This window comes from Aquirufa antheringensis (assembly GCF_004307425.1).
In the GTDB taxonomy this organism is placed as follows: Bacteria; Bacteroidota; Bacteroidia; order Cytophagales; family Spirosomataceae; genus Aquirufa; species Aquirufa antheringensis.
Genome location: NZ_SEWZ01000001.1, coordinates 540,717 through 560,012 on the forward strand (window position 1 = coordinate 540,717; position 19,296 = coordinate 560,012).

Here is a 19,296-nt window from a genome sequence, read left to right on the forward strand (position 1 = left end):
CTTTAATCAGAAGGCAAATTAAAGACCTTTCATTGTATAATGATGGTGATAATCCGATTATTTTTTTGTATTTTTGTAATGTTTTTTGGGGTAATTTGCCCCTAGTAATCAATTTAGAATGGCCAAATTACGTATTCTTTACGTTTCAAGTGAGGTAGATCCTTTTCAAAACACGTCAAAAATTGCTGATTTCGTACGCGCTCTTCCTACTGCTATGCAGGAGAGGGGAATGGAAATTAGAATTTTAGTGCCCCGATTCGGTTCGATCAATGAGCGTAAAAACCGATTGCACGAAGTAGTTCGTCTTTCAGGTATTACCATTCCAATGGGTGAGGAAGAAAAACCTTTGACCATTAAAGTAGCGAGTATTCCAGCTGCGAAATTACAAGTATACTTCATCGATAACGAAGATTATTACCAACGTAAATATGTGCTTACTGATAAAGAAGGCGCATTTTATGCGGACAATCACGAGCGTGCTATCTTCTTCTGTAAAGGAGCTTTAGAAACAGTTGTGAAGTTAGGTTGGGCTCCTGATATCATTCACTGCAATGACTGGATGTCTAGTTTAGTTCCTTTGTATGTATCGACGCATTACCAAAATCACCCGATTTACAAAGATTCGAAAACTATTTTCTCTCCACACAATTCTGCCTTTGATTTTGCGTTTGAAGCAGACGATTTGATCGAAAAAGTGAAGATCGGAGATTTAGATGAAGCACATTTAGGTAGCTTAGCCGGTGGAAATTACGAGGCATTTATCAAGATAGGTGCGGAGTATGCAGACAAAATAGTTTCTTTAGAAAATGCGGATAACAGCCGTATCCAATCGATTATTGATGAATATCAACATAAAACCTCTCAAAACATTGCCGACAATGACCTCGATTTCTTCGAAAAAACGTACTTGGAAATGTCCGGCAATTAAATGGGTAGGAATTCTTTCCTTATTCCTTGCATCTTGTGATACACCTAAAGAAATCGGCGACGATTTATTTAGTGTGGAAGTAGGGTTGAATTATTCAGATACGGTTACGATTAAGTCGTCTACCGTATTGATTGATTCGATCTATACGGGTTCGCCTAATACCTTGTTAGTCGGAAATTACACCCATCCCGTGTTAGGTACAGCTGAGGCCGCAGCGTATACACAGCTGTCTAATATTGATACACTTCGGGCTAAAAGCACGTCTGTTTTTGATTCATTGACACTTCGTTTAGCCTATGCTAATTACCAAGGAGATACGACAAAAACACAGACCATAAGTGTGTACCGTTTGTTAGATAGCTTAAATCGGGGAACTGATTATTTTGCTAATTCGGCTGTTCGCAACGACGCTTCGCTTTTAGGTAGACATACCTTTACTCCTAGACCTATTCGTTCGAAAGCCATTAATGGGGATTCTGTTCGTCTTGACACCTTGCGTTTTAGAATGTCAGATACGTTTGGGCGGGAATTACTCAGTAAATACGCGGATGTTACCGTAGGGGCTGGAAGTAAAGGATTTAGAGATTATTTTCCGGGTATGTTGTTTAAGGCATCGGCTACCTCTACGGGGGCATTAATCGGATTTAATCCAGGTTACTCTCGGATGACTTTGTATTACCACAACCCTGGTGATACGACTAAATATAATTTGGACTATTATTTTAGTCTTTCTAATGCCCTTTATCCTGAATTATTAGCTCGATTTAACCAGATTAAGTCTACTAAATCGGGTGCTTTAGCAGCTCTGCAAAATCCAGGTAACATCGTTTCATCCACTGCTACAAGTGGTATCACCTATATCCAGGCGGGTACGGGTGTAGCCACGAAAGTAGAATTTCCTTATCTACTTAACTTAAAAGGGAATCGCAATGTGGCAGTGAATAAGGCGGAATTGGTTTTGACAGCTGCAGACAATATTGATTTACAACAAACCATCGGTCAATTATCCATTGTAGAAACAAATGCGACGAATCGTACGCTACGAAATAGTTATGGTTTGAAGTATTTGCTATCAGAGGGTGGTTCGAGTGTGTTAACTGCCGCGATTGATCCAGGTGCTAAGACGTATACCTTCAATGTTACGACGGCTGTTCAATCGCTTTTAGTAGGAAAGCAGCCTAATACGGGTTGGTTGATTACGCCGGCTTTGACAGCTAACTCTGCAGGAAACACTAGAATTATCAATGAAAGTGCGCGTTTTGTGCCATTACAGGCCATGAAAGCTCGTTTGAAAATCTATTATTCTTATATTGCCAAATAAACACCGGCAATCATGACGAATCTACGGGTAAGCTTAGTTCAAACCGATTTAGTTTGGGAGGATCCTGCCGCTAATTGTGCTCAATTAGAGGAAAAGCTCGCTGACTTAGCTGGTAAAACAGATGTGGTCGTTTTGCCGGAAATGTTTGCAACGGGTTTCTCCATGTCACCCTCCGGTGCCGAAATAGGTAGAGGACCTGTACTTCAGTGGATGCAGGTTCAAGCAAGTCGATTAGGGGCATTAATGATAGGCTCTCTAAAAGTAAAACAACAAAATTCCTTTTTAAATCGCCTCTATGCCGTCCATCCAGATGGCTCTTTTGTGTCGTATGATAAACGCCATTTGTTTCGAATGGGTGCAGAAAACGAATTTTATCAAGCAGGTGACAAGCAGGTAATTGTTTCTTACAAGGGCTGGAACTTAGCGGTATTTATTTGCTATGATCTTCGCTTTCCTGTTTGGTCTCGTAATGTAGGAATGGCTTATGATGCGGCTATTTATGTAGCGAATTGGCCGGCTCCTCGGGCGAATGCTTGGAGGACTTTATTGCAGGCTCGCGCGATTGAAAATTTAGCCTATGTAGTGGGAGTGAATCGCGTAGGGACTGATGCGAATAACTTATCCTATGCGGGAGATTCCTTGCTTGTGGATTTTAAGGGCGGACTACATTTGGATTTGCAGGCTAAGGATCAAATCTTAACGAGTGAATTGTCCGCTGTTGACTTAGCAGATTTCAGAGCGAAATTCCCCGCGCACTTAGATGCTGATTTGTTTAGCTTGTCTTCTCTTTAAAGAACTTCTCTAAATCCTTGATTTCCTTCATTGGACGGTCACAGACTAATTTACCTTGGTGAATCAGTAGGACACGGTCACAAATGGCTTCCACCTCCGATAGGATGTGACTGGAGAATAAAATGATCCGGTCTTTTTGTAGACTTTTGATTAAGTGGCGGATTTCATCCCGTTGGTTCGGGTCTAGGCCGCTAGTGGGTTCGTCCAAAATCAATACCTTAGGATCATGTAAGATCGCCAGAGCAATGCCTACACGTTGCTGGTATCCTTTAGAGAGCTCCTGAATTTTCTTGTGCGCTTCTTTTTCAAGCCCCACCCATTCGATTACTTCTTGGATTCGCTTGTCTAGATTCGAGAGCTCGTGGATGTTTCCGATAAAGGCCAAAAACTCTCGGACATACATTTCCGGGTAGAGCGGATTTTTCTCGGCTAAATAGCCAATTCGCTTTTTGAGGCTAATCTCCTGTTCTTGGGGGTCTTTGCCATCGACAAGTACGCTACCTGTTGAGGGAGAAATGAGTCCTAACAGCATTTTTAATGTTGTCGATTTTCCCGCGCCGTTGGGTCCTAGAAATCCCACGATTTGGCCCTGTTCTAAACGGAAGTTTAGGTCCTGAACAGCGGATTGTTTTCCGTAGTTTTTAGAAAGATTTTTAGCCTCGATGAACATATTGACAAAGGTAGTCAAAAAGGGAATTATTTCGTGTAACTTTGTGTTTCTGATTCAAATGCCTACAAAATGCTAGATAAAATTCGCTTAGATCGTATCGAAGATGCCTTGGAAGATATTCGCCAAGGGAAAATAATTATAGTCGCTGACGATGAAGATCGAGAGAACGAGGGCGACATGATTTGCGCGTCGGAAGCGATTACGCCTGAGATTGTGAACTTTATGATTAAGGAGGCGCGTGGTTTGATGTGTGTGTCCTTGACGGATGAGCGTTGCCAGGCTTTGGGTTTAGAGATGATGGTGAATCAAAATACGACCTCTCACGAGACGCCATTTACGGTGTCTGTCGATTTGTTAGGCAATGGTTGCACCACGGGTATTTCTGCGCAAGATCGAGCAAAAACGATACAAGCGCTGGTCGACCCGGCTACTCAGCCGGCAGACCTAGGAAGGCCCGGTCATATTTTTCCTTTAAAATCGCGTACCGAAGGTGTTTTGCGTCGTACGGGTCACACGGAAGCATCGATGGATTTCGCACGTCTAGCAGGCTTTAAACCCTCTGGTGTATTGATCGAAATCTTGAACGAGGATGGTAGTATGGCACGTTTGCCGGACTTGCGCGTGATCGCGGATAAGTTTGATTTGAAATTAGTGACCATTAAGGACTTGATCGAATACCGTTTGGCGAAAGAATCCCTTATCAAAAGAGAGATTGGCGTGAATATGCCTACCGAGTGGGGTTCCTTCGAATTAGTCGCTTTCAAGCAGATTAATACTGGCGACACCCACTTAGCGTTGATCAAGGGAAGCTGGGAGAAAGATGAACCGGTGATGGTGCGTGTTCATAGTTCTTGTGTGACAGGGGATATTTTTGGATCTTGTCGCTGTGATTGTGGCGAACAATTGCACGCCGCAATGGAAATGGTGGAGAAAGAGGGAAAAGGAGTGATTTTATATATGTTCCAAGAGGGTCGAGGAATCGGTCTAATCAATAAATTGAAAGCCTATAAATTGCAAGAGCAGGGCCGTGACACGGTGGAAGCTAATTTAGAACTAGGCTTTGCAATGGATGAGCGCGATTACGGCGTAGGTGCCCAGATCTTACGTGATTTAGGCATTCACAAGATCCGTTTGATTTCGAATAATCCGAAGAAAAGAGCGGGATTGATGGGTTATGGATTAGAGATTGTTGATTCGATCGGAATTGAGATACCAGCTAATCCACACAACAAGAAATACTTAGAAACGAAACGAGATAAAATGGGGCACGCGATTCGCTAGAATCACGTACCCCATTTTATTATTGATTCCCTAAAATGATGGGAGCACTTTTACCTCCCATAATAATCACTTTTGCGTTAGGGGATTTAGCTAATTCTTTTTGGGCAATAATCGACTCATATTGCAATTGCTTGTCGCTCAATCCCGTCGATAAAATCTTCTGGTAATCCGCGATACCCTGCGCCTCTACACGCTTTCTCTCCGCTTCTTGCTTCTCTTTCTGTAAGACGAATTGCATTTTCTGTGCGTCTTGTTCTGCATTGATTTTTGACTCAATGGTGGTCTTAACAGAAGTAGGAAGGTTGATATTACGGATCAATAATTGCTCTAACACTAAGCCACGTTTCTTGAAGTTCTTCTCGATGTCAGAGTAAATGCGTTGCTGGAATTCGTTCCGTTTTAACGAATAAAGGCCTACCGCATCGTAATAAACGGCATTATCGCGAATCATCGTACGGGTGATGGGACGAACAACCTTGTCCTTGTAGTTTTCTCCAATCTCCGCTAAAACATGCGGAGCTTCCGAAGGAATAATTCGAAAAAGTACAGTCAAGTCTACTACCACCTCTAATCCATCTTTCGTTAAAACGCGAATGGCATCGTCTCCGGCTTTGTCGCCCTCGTCGTGTACGCTAGACATGGTGTAGTTTTGTGTTTTGGCATCGAAAACGACCACTTTAGCTAAGGGATTCACGAAATTAAGTCCACTATTTAAAGTGGAAGATTGCACTTTTCCAAAGACGCTTTGAACGCCTACTTCACCTGCGTCTACTTGCACTACGGCAGAACTAGTTAGCCCTAGGATGGCAAAAACGGCCCCTACGACTTTCAACGTTTTGCTGTATTTAGAGAATACTAAATTAGGGTTAGCGATCGCGTTACCGCCGATAAACAACAAAACCCCGAGGAAGATGAAAAACATAGATTTTTGATTTAAATGTTATCAAATTTATCATAAAGTATTCAATAATCCCTAATTTTGAATATGATTGAAATCAAGGGTTTATCTAAATCTTTTAACGGTCGTGTGGTGCTCGATGACATTAGTGCGAATTTCCAACAAGGAAAGACGAATATGGTGATCGGTGGTAGTGGTACAGGTAAATCTGTACTGTTGAAATGCATGATCGGGATTTTAGTTCCAGAGCGAGGTAAAGTGCTGTATGATGGGCGTGATTTTTTAAAGGCTCATCAAGATGTGGTGAAAGAAATTAGACGCGAAATGGGCGTTTTGTTTCAAGGAGGAGCCCTTTTTGATTCTAAATCCGTTTTGGAAAATGTACGTTTCCCCTTGGATACCCTTACCTCCCAAACCCTCGAAGAAAAGAACGCACAAGCGATGCTTTGCTTGCAACGCGTCGGTCTAGAGAGTGCTGCTTTATTGATGCCATCCGAGATTTCAGGCGGTATGAAAAAGCGAGTGGGAATTGCGCGTGCCATTGTCATGAATCCCAAATATTTATTTTGTGATGAGCCTAATTCAGGTTTGGACCCATTAACCGCGGTAAAAATTGATTATTTAATTCAAGAAATTACGCAGGAATACAATATGACCACGGTGGTGATTTCGCATGATATGAATTCGGTGATGCGGATGGGTGAATCGATCATTTTCTTGAAGGATGGGAAAAAGATTTGGGAAGGAAATTCAGACACCTTTCACCATTCTGGCGTTCCTGAATTAGAGGAGTTTTTGTCTACTAAATTAGTTTAATATGTTTTCTCTACGTGCATTTAATACGTTTGGGATTGAGGCGGAAGCTCGTCAATTCGTAGAGATTAGTTCCATTGATCAATATGTTGCCCTTCGTACATCAGGGGAATATGCCCATTTACCCCATCTTTTTTTAGGGGGGGGGAGTAATGTTTTGCTTACGCAAGCCCAAGAGGCTCTTATAGTTAAAATTTCGATTCCAGGTATTTCTGTCGTAAAGGAGGATGCTGATTTTGTGTGGTTGAAAGGCGGAGCTGGAGTGGTTTGGGATGAATTTGTACAATATGCAGTGAACCATGGCTGGTCCGGATTAGAGAATTTATCCTTGATTCCGGGAACGGTAGGTGCGGCTCCCATGCAAAATATAGGAGCTTATGGTGCAGAAATTAAAGATACGTTTGCCTCCTTGGAGGCATTGAATCTACAGACATTGGCGATAGAGGTGTTTGATGCCAAAGCTTGTGCTTTTGGCTACCGTGAAAGCTTTTTCAAACGTGCCGGGAAAGGTTTATACCTAATCGGTTCTGTTACGTTCAAGTTATCCAAGAAACCTTCTGTTAAAACGTCATACGGCGCCATTCAGGAAGTCTTAGCGACTAAAGGTATTACCCAGCCCTCCATCCGAGACGTGGCAGATGCTGTGATTGAAATCCGCAAAAGTAAATTGCCTGATCCCAAAGAAATCGGTAACTCCGGTAGCTTCTTTAAGAATCCAACCGTTTCTGCCTCAGAGGCGTCACGACTAATGGCTGAGTTTCCTGGCATTCCGAATTATCCTGTAGAAGGTAGTACGGAGGTTAAGTTTCCGGCTGGTTGGTTTATTGAAAAAGCGGGTTGGAAAGGATTTAGAAGAGGGGATGCGGGGGTGCATGCAAAGCAGGCACTCGTTTTAGTGAATTATGGAGAGGCAACGGGCGCTGAGATTTTGGCCCTATCTGAAGAAATAAAGCAATCAATTAAAGACACATTCGGCGTTTCTTTAGAGACCGAAGTAAATATTTTATAACATGACATTACCGACTTTAGATAATTTAGGCAAAGGCCCCTTCTTTTTGATGGCTGGATCTTGTGCGATTGAGAGCAACGATTTAGCTTTTGAGATTGCAGAAAAAATAGATGGTATCACGAAGGCGATGGGTATTCCTTATATTTTCAAAGGTTCCTACCGCAAAGCGAATCGGACTAAAATTGATTCCTTTACCGGTATTGGTGATATCAAAGCCTTGGAAATTCTGCAAGCGGTGGGTAAACATTATTCCTTGCCTACGGTGACAGATATTCACGAAAGTGCAGAAGCAGCCATGGCAGCGGCTTATGTCGATGTTTTGCAAATTCCCGCTTTCCTTTGCCGTCAAACCGATTTATTAGCAGCTGCTGCCCAAACAGGCAAAGCCGTGAATATCAAAAAAGGTCAGTTCATGTCAGGGGCTTCCATGCGTTTTGCCGTAGAAAAAGTATTACACGAGAATCCTGAGGCGGTTGTTTACTTAACAGATCGAGGTAATTCTTTTGGTTATGGTGATCTAGTAGTGGATTACCGTAATCTTCCAGAGATGTCTGCGATGAATGTCCCCGTTATTATGGATTGCACGCACTCCTTACAACGTCCGAATCAAACGACGGGTGTAACCGGTGGGCAACCTGCTTTGATTGAAACCATCGCTAAAGCAGCCATCGCTGTAGGTGCAGATGGAATCTTTATCGAAACTCATCCGAATCCTTCGGTAGCAAAATCAGATGGTGCTAATATGTTGCCATTAGATCAATTAGAGGGTCTACTTGAGAAATTATTGCGCGTTCGCGAAGCGATCGTTTAATGCATTTTATAGCTGATTTGAAGGGTAATATCGGTTTTGGTATTCCCTTCAATCGTATCTAAGCCAGAACCCACCTCCGTTCGATCGTGGTATTGAATACGTGCCCACTTAGCCGCTACAGAGATTTCTCTATTCCATTGATAGGCCATTACTAAGGTCGTTTTGATGGCCTTGCCCGCATACGCAGGCAAGAGGAAAGAATAGGGAACACCTGGTTCATAGGCATAATTTCGGGTATCATAGGTAGGCGTATTCATATAGGCAAAACGTCCCTGTACATTCCATTTGCCCTGATCCCATTTGATGTCTTGCAATAGTAAGTACCCGATCTCTGCACCTAGTTTAGAGGCCATTGCACGCACGTGAAAATCCCAGGACTTAAGGGCTATGTAGTGTCCGTCCAGGCTGATTTGAAGCAGATTATTATCTTCTTTTCGAGTCCATTTGCCTTGAATGAATCCGCGGGCGCTATGCCTTTTATCCCACTGCAATCGACTCAAGAATTCCCAACCAGAGGTATTAGTGGCTACAATTTGGTATTTAGGGCCAGGGAAGCGAAAATAATCGACATAGGAGCTAAGCTTCATTCGCTTGTTGATTTGGTAACCTAGGCCAAGGAATAGGCCTATTTCGTTGAGATTTTCCGAGTTTTCAGATAGGCCATTGGATTTAGGACTAAAATAGCCTGCCCCATAGTACCGGAATAAATAAGATACGTCCACTTTTTTAGAAAGTGAAGTGGCGGCGGATTGTATCAGAGAATAGTGATGATTATTTGAGTAGGCAAATTCACCCACCATTCGGATGTTTCGAAGGGGATATTGAAAGCTGATGGAATAATTTTCTAGTTCATTTCCAGCCCATTCGGGTTGTTTATAACCTAAACCAATAGGCTTAGATAAGGACCAATGAGTGAAAACACCAGTGAACTGAATGACGAGTGGCCTACTTAGAGGAGAATAAACTAGATTCGCCCCCGCCGTTTTTTCTTGCATCGCGTCTTTGTGGCTGATTTCCGAATTAGTTCGATGGAAGCCATCTTCTACTCTTGTGCGTAAGTAGTTGCTTCCGGTAGAGTCAATTCCCGTTGTGGCATCTAAGTTTCTGTAGGATGCGAAAGTTTGGATTCGTAGGAATTCGCTGAGTTTTAGGGTGGTGTTGATTCCGCGATAAAAACCATATTCCATGCTGGAACTGTAGGCTAATCCTCCTAGGTTGAATTTTTGGGTAGCTTTAATGCTTTCAAAACTCTTACCTAAAGAAAATCCACCCGATTGAACAAGCCCTTGACCCCATTGGTTGATGAAATCGCCTAGGATGATTTTCTCTAAAATTCCTTTCGATTTAAACTCCACAAACCCACTACTAAAGTCGCTTAGGTTTTTTTCTCCAGCATCCTTTTGCAATAGAAATCCGATCCGAAGGTTCGCATTTAACTGCCCGCGGTATCGAAGCGTTTGATTCGTTCGGTCCCCCACATAACGTGTTTTGCTGCGCAAATCGGGTGCTGTAAACCCTTTCTTTGTCTCCGCTGTCCAATCCGTTTTAAATAATATCTGATGGGTAGAGGAATGGGGTTTCCACCAGCGGGGATTAGGCGGATGGCATACTAAAAAGTCCTGAATCCTGCGTAGGAAGTCAAGGTCCCAATTCGGAATGCTTTGTAACTCTAAAATAGATTGGAAGGTCCCTATTTGTTTGCGAAAGGCTATAAATGCAGCGATTTGTTCAGCGCTAAATAGGAGGGAGGATTGTAGTTCCGTTTCAGATACTAAATTGATATTTAGCGGATTGGTGATATAATAATCAAAACTGGATTGCTTTTCCTCTTCCTCCTGCGTGGGGATTTGGGCAAAACAGGCGAAAGAGGTTAGAAAAAACAAGATTGTTTTCAAGGGATTATTTTTCCTTGAAATTACCGGGTGTTCTAGGTTAAATGCGTGTTAAAACTGATAATGAAAATCAGTTAGTTGAACTTCCGTTCGATGAGTTGGTGTAGTTCTTCCCAGATAGCTTCATTTTCCGCTAAGCGATACGCCTCATAACGTTCTAAGAGGGCTTGAGACCAGGTTTCAGCTTCCGCCTCTTCATCGATGAATTGAATCAATGATTCTAGTTGCGCCACATCCCCTAGGAATATTTTCTGGATGAATTGAATTCGCTGGTGAAGGCTGATGGTGTCAGCGATGCGTTGGGTCATTTGTGATTCGACTTTGGACTTCAAAGAATCCGACGAACCACTTAATAAATCCTTTAGTCGCGTAAATTCCTCTTCCGAAGAATCTTCTAGGCTTTCTGGAGCCTCAAAATAAACCTCTGTATTCAATAAGTCGAAGGGCTCTGCTGGCGTTTCCGCTGGAGCATAGGGCGCATCTGGTGCTTCATAGGCATTCAATAAATCGGCAAAACTAGGCTGCGGTGTATCTGCAACGGGAACAGCCAAGCTTTCTATCCACGAGCCCCAAATGAATGCTGGTAATGCTACTTGGTATAACAAGGTTTGGGCGATGCCTTCCCATTTCTCTAAAAAGCGTGGATTAGACCAGGGAAAATTAGGGAAGTTTTCTTGGGCTCGCGCTGAATTTAGCTGAGCTAACAAATCCACTTGAATGGATTCTATGATAGGAGTGGGAACCTCCCAGGCTAATACCTCTTGAAATGTGATTGATTCAGGTGAATCATTCCAGTATTGCAAGAATATATTAGGTGCCATAGGTGTTGATTATTTAATGTCTAATTGTTCACAAGCCATTCTAGCGGCTGTTTGTTCTGCTTTCTTCTTCGAGTAACCTTTCCCTTCAGAGATCTTTTCGCCGTCTAAGATGACCAAAGCCGTAAATTCGCGGTTGTGGTGCTCTCCCTCTTGATCTAGCTCAAAAGAGACCTTTTTGCCTTCTTTTTGAGCCCATTCGATCAACATTGACTTGAAGTTTGGGTTGTTTTGTACAACGGCTTCTAGGTCAAAGTATTGCGTCAGAATCTTTTTAATGATGAAGTTTTGGGTGAATGCGAAACCTTTGTCTAAATATATAGCTCCCACAAAAGCCTCCAAAGCATCTCCGTACATCGAAGTGCGGGACATCGCGTTTTTACGCTGTGTTTCGTACTCGATCACTTCCTCCAAGCCTAATTTGCGACCAATCACGTTCAAAGACTCCCGGCTGACCATACGAGAACGTATTTCAGTCAAAAAACCTTCATCTTTAAATGGGAATTTTTGGAACAAATACGTCGCTGTGATCATCCCTAGGACAGAATCGCCTAAGAATTCCAGGCGTTCATTCGACTCTTTGTAATTTTCTGCCACACTCTCTTTCGAAGCAGAGGAGTGTAAAAAGGCTAGTCTGTATAACGTTAAATTACTTGGACTAGCCCCAATAAGATGTGTAACCGATTTCTTTAAGAATTTCTCTCGTTCGTCTAGTCGAATCGGATCTAACCAGTTTAGGAGAGATTTTACGGCCATATTTGTATTAGATTTTTCTGAAAATAACCGTTGCGTTATGACCACCGAAACCAAATCCGTTGCTCAATGCCACATCGATTTTGCGTGCTTTTCCTACGTTTTCCGTTAAGTCGATGCGTTGATCGATTTCTGGATCGCGGTTAAATACGTTAATCGTAGGCGGGACAAATTGGTGTTGAATCGCTAATACAGACGCTACCGCCTCTACTGCTCCTGCACCACCTAATAAGTGACCCGTCATCGACTTCGTAGACGAGATGGCCATTTTGTAAGCGTGCTCTCCAAAACAATCCACGATCGCTTTAATCTCTTGTGGATCACCGATCGGAGTGGATGTTCCGTGTGTATTCACGTAATCAACTTCTTCTGGCTTGATGTTCGCATCTTCTAAGGCATCGATCATCGACAATAAAGCGCCATAACCTTCTGGGTGTGGTGCTGTAATGTGGTGAGCATCCGAAGAGAAACCTCCACCGATTAATTCCGCATATATTTTTGCTCCACGCGCTTTAGCGTGCTCGTATTCTTCTAAAATCAAGGCACCCGCTCCTTCTCCTACCACGAAACCATCGCGATCTACGTCATAAGGACGAGAAGCTGTAGCTGGATCGTCATTACGAGTGGACATGGCGTGCATTGCGGTGAAACCACCTACCGATGCAATCGTCACTGGAGCCTCAGAACCGCCCGTTACACACACGTTAATACGGCCTGTGCGGATATAGTTGAACGCATCAATGATCGCGTTGTTCGCAGAAGAACAAGCTGAAACGGTAACGTAGTTAGGGCCACGGAATCCGTTGCGGATCGAAATTTGGCCTGATGATGAATCTGCAATCATCTTAGGGATAAAGAATGGATTGATTTTCGGGGTTCCGTCTCCTTGTCCGAAATAAATCATTTCGTCTTCAAATGTCTTCAAACCACCGATACCTGATCCCCAGATAACGCCTACTTTATTTTTATTTAAGGAATCCATGTCAAAATTCGCATCAGCGATGGCTTCATCAGCCGCCACCACAGCGTATTGAGTGAATGGGTCCATTTTACGCGCTTCTTTGGCATTGATAAAATCTTCTACCTTGAAATTCTTTAATTCGCAAGCAAAACGAGTTCTGAATTTTTCCGCATCGAACTTCGTGATGGGTCCGCAACCGCTTACGCCGTTCTTTAATCCATCCCAATATTCACTGACTGTGTTCCCGATGGGGGTTAGGGCGCCTAAGCCCGTGACAACTACTCGTTTTAACTCCATATTCTTGTTATTTATGAATCTGCTTAAAATAAAAAATGTCAATCAGTCCGAGAAATCCCATGGAAAAATCCACCTGATTACTGTTAACTAATTGACATAATTTTTATGGTTGCTTCGATTACTTTGCGTTCTCTTCCAAATAAGTAATAGCTTGGCCTACTGTTTGGATGTTCTCCGCTTGATCATCTGGAATAGAAACAGAGAATTCTTTTTCGAATTCCATGATTAACTCAACTGTATCTAGCGAGTCAGCTCCCAAATCGTTTGTGAAAGATGCCTCAGGAGTAACTTCTGATGCTTCTACACCTAATTTTTCAACGATGATGCTTTTTACTTTTTCTGCAATATCTGACATTTTAATATTATTTTGGGGTTCAAAAACGTTGCAAAGATTAGAATTAAAGTTGAATTTATCAAACAAATTTCATTCTAATTAGCCTGTTCTAGGCTGTTTACCTTAAAAACAAAGCGATGCAGCCCCTAAAAGACCTGCGTCATTGCCTAATAAGGCTTTCTTAATAGTTAATTTTTCCAAATAAGCTGGCGTTAACCAGTAATTTAACTGCTTCTCCATACTTGGTAAAATGAAGTCGTAAGAGGCTGATAATCCGCCACCTATGAAGATGTTTTTGATATCTAGGATACGAATCAATGAAACGAGCATATCACCTAGCATCGTTCCTACTTCGTGCCAAATCGCTAAGGCTAATTCATCTCCTTCTTCTGCACCTACGACTAAAGCTGTCGTTGAAATAGTTCCATCTGCAGGAAGCGAGGTTTTGCCCGTGTAGGCCGCACGCATGGCGGTAGCCATTTGTAATAATTCTTTCTTTCCTACGTTTCGCTCTAATACTTTTCCATCGCGAGAAGGCACGTGACCTGGCTCCATCGCATTACCATCACCACCTAAGAAGATTTTGCGGTCAATGACTGCCGCTCCACCTACACCTGTTCCCAAGGTAATGAAAATGAAGTCCTCTGGCATATTTGTTTTCTCAGGAGAGAAGTAAAATTCGCCTAAAGCCGCTGCGTTCGCATCGTTTTCCATAAAGAAAGCATGCTCAGGAAAACGTTTTTCCAGCATATCAATCATAGGAGATCCATCAATTTCAGGGATGGCCGTGATCTCAATTAAGGTACGGCGGTCTTTTGTTAGGATACCTGGAAGACCAATTCCCACTTTCTTGACATTCTTGTGTTGGTATAATTGCAAGGCAATCGCATCCGCTAAACGCTCTAAAAAATGGTGTGATTCTCTCCAGGTAGCAGTATCATAACTTTGAAAATTGTTGATTTGACCTGTGTCTGCGTGGACGATTCCCATTTTAACGCCGGTTCCACCTACATCGATTCCTAAGTATTCTGCTGCTGCCATAGTTTTGATTTATTGAATTACGAAATTGCCGATTTTTGACGTGAATTTCAAATCAAAAGTGGTTCAAGGGTAAATTTGCTCGATTTTTTCTAGAATTTGTGTCACTGCGGGGCAAATGAGCGCATTTTTTGAGGTTAATCCTAAAATCCCCATGATGTTCTTTCTATCGGTATGGGGGTATTCGCGGCAGGCTTTGGGGCGGTGATCGTAGATGCCGCATTTATTATCTTCCAAGTCTAAAAAGGGGCAAGGAGCTGCGGGGTAAACCCAATCGCCGTCTGAATCTTGGACTAAATAGGCATCCAAGAAAGCGGAGGTCTTCATTTTGAATAAATGAGAAACGCGCTGGATATCCGTATCATTCCACATCGGACTAGTCGTGCGACAGCAATTGCCACAGGTCAGGCAATCCGTTTTCTTGAAAACTTCGGTGTGAGCTTGAAAAAATTGCTGGTCCAGGTTCTTAGGCTTACGAGCCACTAAACGTTGGATGAGTTTTCGGAAAGAGGGGTCTTTAGTTTTGGCCATGGAAGCAAGAACGGCAGCGAGCCTCATAAGACTCTGTTTCGCCTAATAAGACGGTTTGTTGTTGCTCCACCTTGCGGTAAGAGTAATGCGCAGCCGCTCCACAATTTACACAAACGGCGTGTACCTTAGTGACGAATTCAGCGATGGCCATTAAGCCGGGCATAGGTCCAAAAGGTTGCCCTTTAAAGTCCATATCCAATCCTGCCACGATGATTCGCTTACCTTGATTCGCTAGAGAATTACATACCTCTACGATGTGATCATCAAAGAATTGTACTTCATCTAAACCGATCACGTCGCAATCGCCAGCTAACAAAAGGATTTCTCCCGAGTTGTTTACCGGTGTAGAGCGGATGGAATTTTGGTTATGCGAAACGATATCCTCATCGTGATAGCGGGTATCCGCCATTGGTTTGAAGATTTCGACGCGCATTTGTGCGATTTTCGCGCGCTTTAGGCGGCGAATCAGTTCCTCTGTTTTACCAGAGAACATGGAACCGCATATCACTTCAATCCAACCAGCAGGTGGATTGCGTTCAGCAGATTTGGAATGGGTAGGTTCTAAAAACAAGGGCGTAAAAAGCCCCTGAAATTGCATCCAGGGGCTATAAAATGAAAATTATTTAGACGAGAATGTCGCTGAGAAATATTCGCGGTTCATACGCGCGATGTTCTCAATCGAGATGCCTTTAGGGCATTCAGCCTCGCAAGCACCAGTGTTTGAACAAGCACCGAAACCTTCTTCGTCCATCTGAGCAACCATCGCTTGTGCGCGTGACGCTGCTTCTACCTGTCCTTGAGGAAGTAAAGCTAACTGAGAAACTTTAGCAGACGTAAACAACATCGCTGAGGCATTCTTACAGGCCGCTACGCAAGCACCGCAACCGATACAAGCCGCTGCTGCAAAAGCTTCGTCTGCATTTTCTTTCGGAATGGGTAGGTTGTTTGCATCTTGTGCATTTCCTGTATTTACGGAAACGAATCCGCCTGCCGCGATAATGCGGTCAAAAGCAGAACGATTCACCACTAAGTCTTTAATCACTGGGAACGCACTCGCTCTCCAAGGCTCAACCGTGATCGTTTCGCCATCTTGGAAAGAACGCATGTGTAATTGGCAAGTCGTCACACCTCGGTTTGGCCCGTGAGGACGACCGTTAATGTACATCGAGCACATACCGCAAATACCTTCGCGGCAATCGTGGTCAAACGCTACCGGATCATCTCCTTCTTCGATCAAACGGTTGTTTAACACGTCAATCATTTCCAAAAATGACATATCTGTGGAGATGCCGCTCACCTGATAAGTTTCGAACTTACCAGCTACGCTTGCATTTTTTTGTCTCCAAATTTTGAGTGTCAGGTTTAAATGTCCTTCCATTGTATCGAATTATTTATAAGATCTTTGAGCAATTTTGATGTTTTCGTATTTCAATTCTTCTTTGTGAAGTTTGAAGCTCGATTGTTTTTCGTATTCCCAAGCCGCTACGTAGGCGTAGTTCTCATCATCACGAAGGGCTTCCCCGTCTTCTGTTTGGTATTCCGTACGGAAGTGACCACCACAACTTTCGTTGCGATCCAAGGCATCAATACACATTAACTCGCCTAATTCTAAGAAGTCAGCCACACGGCCCGCTTTCTCTAATTCAGGGTTTAAGTTATCGATCTCACCTGGAATCTTCACATCTGACCAGAATTCTTTCTGCAGAGCTTGAATCTCCTTGATAGAAGCTTTCAAACCTTCTGCGCTACGAGCCATACCGCACTCGTCCCACATGATCTTACCTAAACGCTTGTGGAAGTAATCGACTGGCTTAGATCCTTTAATGTTCATCAAGGTCTCTAAACGATCACGTACCGCTTTCTCTGCCGCTACGAAGTCTTCTGAATCCGTTGACATCGCTGGCGTACGAATCTCTGATGCTAAATAAGCACCGATCGTGTAAGGAATCACGAAATAACCATCTGCTAAACCTTGCATCAAGGCTGAAGCTCCTAAACGGTTAGCGCCGTGATCAGAGAAGTTAGCTTCTCCTAAAGCGTATAAACCTGGAACAGTCGTCATTAAGTTATAATCTACCCAAAGTCCGCCCATCGTATAGTGAACCGCTGGATAAATACGCATAGGCACCTCGTAAGGATCTTCACCCGTAATTTGCTTGTACATATCAAACAAGTTACCGTATTTCTCTTTCACGACTGCTTTACCCATCGCTTGAATCTCTTCGTCGGATGGATTGTGCATATTGTTTTTATTAGCTTCTCCTTTTCCGTAACGGATGATCGCCGCAGCATAGTCTAAGTAAACAGCCATTTTAGACGTTCCTACACCATAACCTGCATCACAACGCTCCTTAGCTGCACGTGACGCAATATCACGAGGTACTAAGTTTCCGAATGCAGGGTAACGACGCTCTAAGTAGTAATCTCTTTCGTCTTCTGGAATCTCGTTCGCCTTACGGTTATCGTTTTGTTTCTTAGGAACCCAAATACGACCATCATTACGAAGGGACTCAGACATCAAGGTTAATTTCGACTGGTGATCGCCTGAAACCGGGATACACGTTGGGTGAATCTGTGTGTAACAAGGGTTAGCGAAGTAAGCACCTTTTTTGTGTGCTTTCCAAGCCGCTGTTACGTTCGATCCCATCGCATTGGTAGACAAGTAGAATACGTTACCGTAACCACCTGTACACAATAATACCGCGTGTCCGAAGTGACGCTCTAAAGCCCCTGTCACTGAATCACGAGCAATAATACCACGTGCCTTTCCGTCGATCGTTACGACATCTAGCATTTCGTGACGTGTATACATTTTTACGTTACCCATTCCCACTTGGCGTTGCAAAGCAGAATAAGCACCTAATAATAATTGCTGACCCGTTTGACCTGCCGCGTAGAACGTACGTTGTACTTGCGTTCCACCAAATGAACGGTTAGAAAGCAATCCACCGTATTCACGAGCGAAAGGAACCCCTTGCGCTACGCACTGGTCGATAATGTTTCCTGAGACTTCAGAAAGACGGTGAACGTTCGCTTCACGCGCACGGTAGTCACCACCTTTAATCGTATCATAGAATAGACGGTAAACCGAGTCGCCATCGTTTTGGTAGTTTTTCGCTGCGTTGATACCTCCTTGTGCGGCAATCGAGTGTGCACGACGTGGAGAATCTTGGAAACAGAATACTTTTACTTTATATCCTAATTCAGCTAACGATGCAGCGGCAGATGCACCTGCTAGGCCTGAACCTACCACGATGATTTCTAAGCTACGTTTGTTCGCAGGGTTTACTAGGGAAACGCTGGAACGATATTTGGTCCATTTGTCGGCTAACGCGCCTTCTGGAATTTTGGCATCTAATTTTGTCATATCAATCGTATCGCTGAAATATTAATGAATCAAATGGAAATAAAAGGCAATCGGCATCGCAGCAAAAGCCGCTGGGATAACGATAGAGAAGATAGCTCCGATCGTTTTAATCGTAGGCGTATACTTAGGGTGATTCCAACCAATCGACTGGAATGCACTCGAGAAACCGTGTAAAAGGTGATATCCTAACGAAATACAACCTAACACATACACCACTACAACGACTGGGTTCATAAATACCGCTTGCATCTCTGCATATAAAGTATGGTCTTCTAAACCCTCTGTTAAGCGAGAGAAGTACCAAAAATGCTTCAAGTGAAGGATTAAGAACAATAATAATAGCGTTCCTAAAAGGCCCATCGAGCGAGAGTACCACTTGCTATTCGCAGCGCCATCTACCTTCGCATAAGCGACAGGACGCTTCGATTTGTTTTCTAACCAAAGGCGTAAACCATCATAAATGTGTAATAACAATCCTGCGAACAACACAATCTCCATGGTACGGATGATTGGGTTAGTGCCCATGAACTCGGCGCCCTCATTAAAAGCGACACCTCCATCATTTAGGAAGATTAGAGCGTTCAAGCTGCAGTGAACTAACAGGAAGCTAATTAAAAAGAGGCCCGTAATGGCCATCAGGAGCTTTTTCCCGAGAGATGAATTAAGTGATTTTGCTAACCAAGCCATAAATAAATGTATTTGTTAAGAGGAAATAAAAATAAACGAACAGGTTCGATTTTTTTTAGCTACCAAAACTACAATCGAAACGCCGCTCTATCAAA

Annotated in this window: 20 protein-coding genes; 7 read left to right on the forward strand and 13 right to left on the reverse strand. The window is 43.2% G+C overall.

Annotated elements, in window-relative coordinates; all coding sequences use genetic code 11:
- Positions 1-118: 118 nt before the first annotated feature.
- The 3 genes from EWU21_RS02535 to EWU21_RS02545 are packed head-to-tail and all read left to right on the forward strand — an operon-like array spanning position 119 to position 3,041.
- Positions 119-928: a glycogen/starch synthase gene (locus EWU21_RS02535; RefSeq protein WP_130895228.1), complete on the forward strand. Its 810-nt coding sequence runs from the start codon at positions 119-121 to the stop codon at positions 926-928.
- Positions 879-2,249 (forward strand): DUF4270 family protein, encoded by a 1,371-nt coding sequence (locus EWU21_RS02540; protein WP_161566464.1) that lies wholly within the window; start codon positions 879-881, stop codon positions 2,247-2,249. The genes EWU21_RS02535 and EWU21_RS02540 overlap by 50 nt, the downstream gene beginning before the upstream one ends.
- A gap of 12 nt (positions 2,250-2,261) precedes the next feature.
- The gene (locus EWU21_RS02545) at positions 2,262-3,041 is read left to right on the forward strand and encodes an amidohydrolase (RefSeq protein ID WP_130895230.1); all 780 of its coding nucleotides are present in this window, start codon (positions 2,262-2,264) and stop codon (positions 3,039-3,041) included.
- Here EWU21_RS02545 and EWU21_RS02550 read toward each other — a convergent pair.
- Positions 3,022-3,729 (reverse strand): ABC transporter ATP-binding protein, encoded by a 708-nt coding sequence (locus EWU21_RS02550; protein ID WP_236633159.1) that lies wholly within the window; start codon positions 3,727-3,729, stop codon positions 3,022-3,024. The two genes, EWU21_RS02545 and EWU21_RS02550, sit on opposite strands and share 20 nt — an antisense overlap.
- 51 nt (positions 3,730-3,780) lie before the next feature.
- Between EWU21_RS02550 and EWU21_RS02555 the strand changes: the two genes are divergently transcribed.
- Entirely contained in the window at positions 3,781-4,992 is a 1,212-nt protein-coding gene (locus EWU21_RS02555) for a bifunctional 3,4-dihydroxy-2-butanone-4-phosphate synthase/GTP cyclohydrolase II (protein WP_130895231.1), read from the forward strand.
- A gap of 19 nt (positions 4,993-5,011) precedes the next feature.
- Here the strand turns inward: EWU21_RS02555 and EWU21_RS02560 are convergent, their stop codons facing one another.
- Positions 5,012-5,914 (reverse strand): prohibitin family protein, encoded by a 903-nt coding sequence (locus EWU21_RS02560; protein WP_130895232.1) that lies wholly within the window; start codon positions 5,912-5,914, stop codon positions 5,012-5,014.
- A gap of 63 nt (positions 5,915-5,977) precedes the next feature.
- Between EWU21_RS02560 and EWU21_RS02565 the strand changes: the two genes are divergently transcribed.
- The 3 genes from EWU21_RS02565 to kdsA are packed head-to-tail and all read left to right on the forward strand — an operon-like array spanning position 5,978 to position 8,523.
- Complete coding sequence (locus tag EWU21_RS02565) at positions 5,978-6,706, forward strand: ABC transporter ATP-binding protein (RefSeq protein WP_130895233.1); 729 nt, start codon at positions 5,978-5,980, stop codon at positions 6,704-6,706.
- Between the two features lies 1 nt (position 6,707).
- Positions 6,708-7,712 (forward strand): UDP-N-acetylmuramate dehydrogenase, encoded by a 1,005-nt coding sequence (gene murB / locus EWU21_RS02570; RefSeq protein ID WP_130895234.1) that lies wholly within the window; start codon positions 6,708-6,710, stop codon positions 7,710-7,712.
- 1 nt (position 7,713) lies between these two features.
- Positions 7,714-8,523 carry a 3-deoxy-8-phosphooctulonate synthase gene (gene kdsA, locus EWU21_RS02575; RefSeq protein ID WP_130895235.1) on the forward strand — a complete coding sequence of 270 codons (810 nt, stop codon included), beginning with the start codon at positions 7,714-7,716 and terminating at the stop codon, positions 8,521-8,523.
- On the opposite strand, the gene EWU21_RS02580 is transcribed toward kdsA, so the two are convergent.
- From EWU21_RS02580 to EWU21_RS02630, 11 genes are all read right to left on the reverse strand, one after another.
- On the reverse strand, positions 8,520-10,418 hold the full coding sequence (locus EWU21_RS02580) for a hypothetical protein (protein ID WP_130895236.1): 1,899 nt from the start codon (positions 10,416-10,418) through the stop codon (positions 8,520-8,522). The two genes, kdsA and EWU21_RS02580, sit on opposite strands and share 4 nt — an antisense overlap.
- Before the next feature lie 71 nt (positions 10,419-10,489).
- Positions 10,490-11,236, reverse strand: coding sequence for a hypothetical protein (locus EWU21_RS02585; protein WP_130895237.1), 747 nt, complete (start codon positions 11,234-11,236; stop codon positions 10,490-10,492).
- Positions 11,237-11,245: 9 nt separating this feature from the next.
- Positions 11,246-11,989 carry a ribonuclease III gene (gene rnc / locus EWU21_RS02590; protein ID WP_130895238.1) on the reverse strand — a complete coding sequence of 248 codons (744 nt, stop codon included), beginning with the start codon at positions 11,987-11,989 and terminating at the stop codon, positions 11,246-11,248.
- A 7-nt stretch (positions 11,990-11,996) separates the two neighbouring features.
- On the reverse strand, positions 11,997-13,244 hold the full coding sequence (gene fabF / locus EWU21_RS02595) for a beta-ketoacyl-ACP synthase II (RefSeq protein WP_130895239.1): 1,248 nt from the start codon (positions 13,242-13,244) through the stop codon (positions 11,997-11,999).
- Between the two features lie 118 nt (positions 13,245-13,362).
- Positions 13,363-13,599: an acyl carrier protein gene (locus EWU21_RS02600; RefSeq protein ID WP_130895240.1), complete on the reverse strand. Its 237-nt coding sequence runs from the start codon at positions 13,597-13,599 to the stop codon at positions 13,363-13,365.
- Between the two features lie 102 nt (positions 13,600-13,701).
- Entirely contained in the window at positions 13,702-14,619 is a 918-nt protein-coding gene (locus EWU21_RS02605) for an ROK family protein (protein WP_130895241.1), read from the reverse strand.
- A gap of 63 nt (positions 14,620-14,682) precedes the next feature.
- Positions 14,683-15,174: a YkgJ family cysteine cluster protein gene (locus tag EWU21_RS02610; protein ID WP_236633160.1), complete on the reverse strand. Its 492-nt coding sequence runs from the start codon at positions 15,172-15,174 to the stop codon at positions 14,683-14,685.
- Positions 15,134-15,718, reverse strand: coding sequence for a thymidine kinase (locus EWU21_RS02615; protein ID WP_236633161.1), 585 nt, complete (start codon positions 15,716-15,718; stop codon positions 15,134-15,136). Before EWU21_RS02615 ends, EWU21_RS02610 begins: the two co-directional genes overlap by 41 nt.
- A gap of 48 nt (positions 15,719-15,766) precedes the next feature.
- The gene (locus EWU21_RS02620) at positions 15,767-16,525 is read right to left on the reverse strand and encodes a succinate dehydrogenase/fumarate reductase iron-sulfur subunit (protein ID WP_130895243.1); all 759 of its coding nucleotides are present in this window, start codon (positions 16,523-16,525) and stop codon (positions 15,767-15,769) included.
- 9 nt (positions 16,526-16,534) lie between these two features.
- Positions 16,535-18,514 carry a fumarate reductase/succinate dehydrogenase flavoprotein subunit gene (locus EWU21_RS02625; RefSeq protein ID WP_130895244.1) on the reverse strand — a complete coding sequence of 660 codons (1,980 nt, stop codon included), beginning with the start codon at positions 18,512-18,514 and terminating at the stop codon, positions 16,535-16,537.
- 21 nt (positions 18,515-18,535) lie between these two features.
- Positions 18,536-19,201 (reverse strand): succinate dehydrogenase cytochrome b subunit, encoded by a 666-nt coding sequence (locus EWU21_RS02630; RefSeq protein ID WP_130895245.1) that lies wholly within the window; start codon positions 19,199-19,201, stop codon positions 18,536-18,538.
- Between the last annotated feature and the right edge of the window lie 95 nt (positions 19,202-19,296).

Bases quoted from the DNA above. Each gene is read 5' to 3' on its own strand.
- EWU21_RS02535 (WP_130895228.1), top strand. From the start codon at position 119: ATGGCCAAATTACGTATTCTTTACGTTTCAAGTGAGGTAGATCCTTTT.
- EWU21_RS02540 (WP_161566464.1), top strand. From the start codon at position 879: ATGACCTCGATTTCTTCGAAAAAACGTACTTGGAAATGTCCGGCAATT.
- EWU21_RS02545 (WP_130895230.1), top strand. From the start codon at position 2,262: ATGACGAATCTACGGGTAAGCTTAGTTCAAACCGATTTAGTTTGGGAG.
- EWU21_RS02555 (WP_130895231.1), top strand. From the start codon at position 3,781: ATGCTAGATAAAATTCGCTTAGATCGTATCGAAGATGCCTTGGAAGAT.
- EWU21_RS02560 (WP_130895232.1), bottom strand. From the start codon at position 5,914: ATGTTTTTCATCTTCCTCGGGGTTTTGTTGTTTATCGGCGGTAACGCG.
- EWU21_RS02565 (WP_130895233.1), top strand. From the start codon at position 5,978: ATGATTGAAATCAAGGGTTTATCTAAATCTTTTAACGGTCGTGTGGTG.
- murB (WP_130895234.1), top strand. From the start codon at position 6,708: ATGTTTTCTCTACGTGCATTTAATACGTTTGGGATTGAGGCGGAAGCT.
- kdsA (WP_130895235.1), top strand. From the start codon at position 7,714: ATGACATTACCGACTTTAGATAATTTAGGCAAAGGCCCCTTCTTTTTG.
- EWU21_RS02585 (WP_130895237.1), bottom strand. From the start codon at position 11,236: ATGGCACCTAATATATTCTTGCAATACTGGAATGATTCACCTGAATCA.
- rnc (WP_130895238.1), bottom strand. From the start codon at position 11,989: ATGGCCGTAAAATCTCTCCTAAACTGGTTAGATCCGATTCGACTAGAC.
- fabF (WP_130895239.1), bottom strand. From the start codon at position 13,244: ATGGAGTTAAAACGAGTAGTTGTCACGGGCTTAGGCGCCCTAACCCCC.
- EWU21_RS02600 (WP_130895240.1), bottom strand. From the start codon at position 13,599: ATGTCAGATATTGCAGAAAAAGTAAAAAGCATCATCGTTGAAAAATTA.
- EWU21_RS02605 (WP_130895241.1), bottom strand. From the start codon at position 14,619: ATGGCAGCAGCAGAATACTTAGGAATCGATGTAGGTGGAACCGGCGTT.
- EWU21_RS02610 (WP_236633160.1), bottom strand. From the start codon at position 15,174: ATGAGGCTCGCTGCCGTTCTTGCTTCCATGGCCAAAACTAAAGACCCC.
- EWU21_RS02620 (WP_130895243.1), bottom strand. From the start codon at position 16,525: ATGGAAGGACATTTAAACCTGACACTCAAAATTTGGAGACAAAAAAAT.
- EWU21_RS02625 (WP_130895244.1), bottom strand. From the start codon at position 18,514: ATGACAAAATTAGATGCCAAAATTCCAGAAGGCGCGTTAGCCGACAAA.
- EWU21_RS02630 (WP_130895245.1), bottom strand. From the start codon at position 19,201: ATGGCTTGGTTAGCAAAATCACTTAATTCATCTCTCGGGAAAAAGCTC.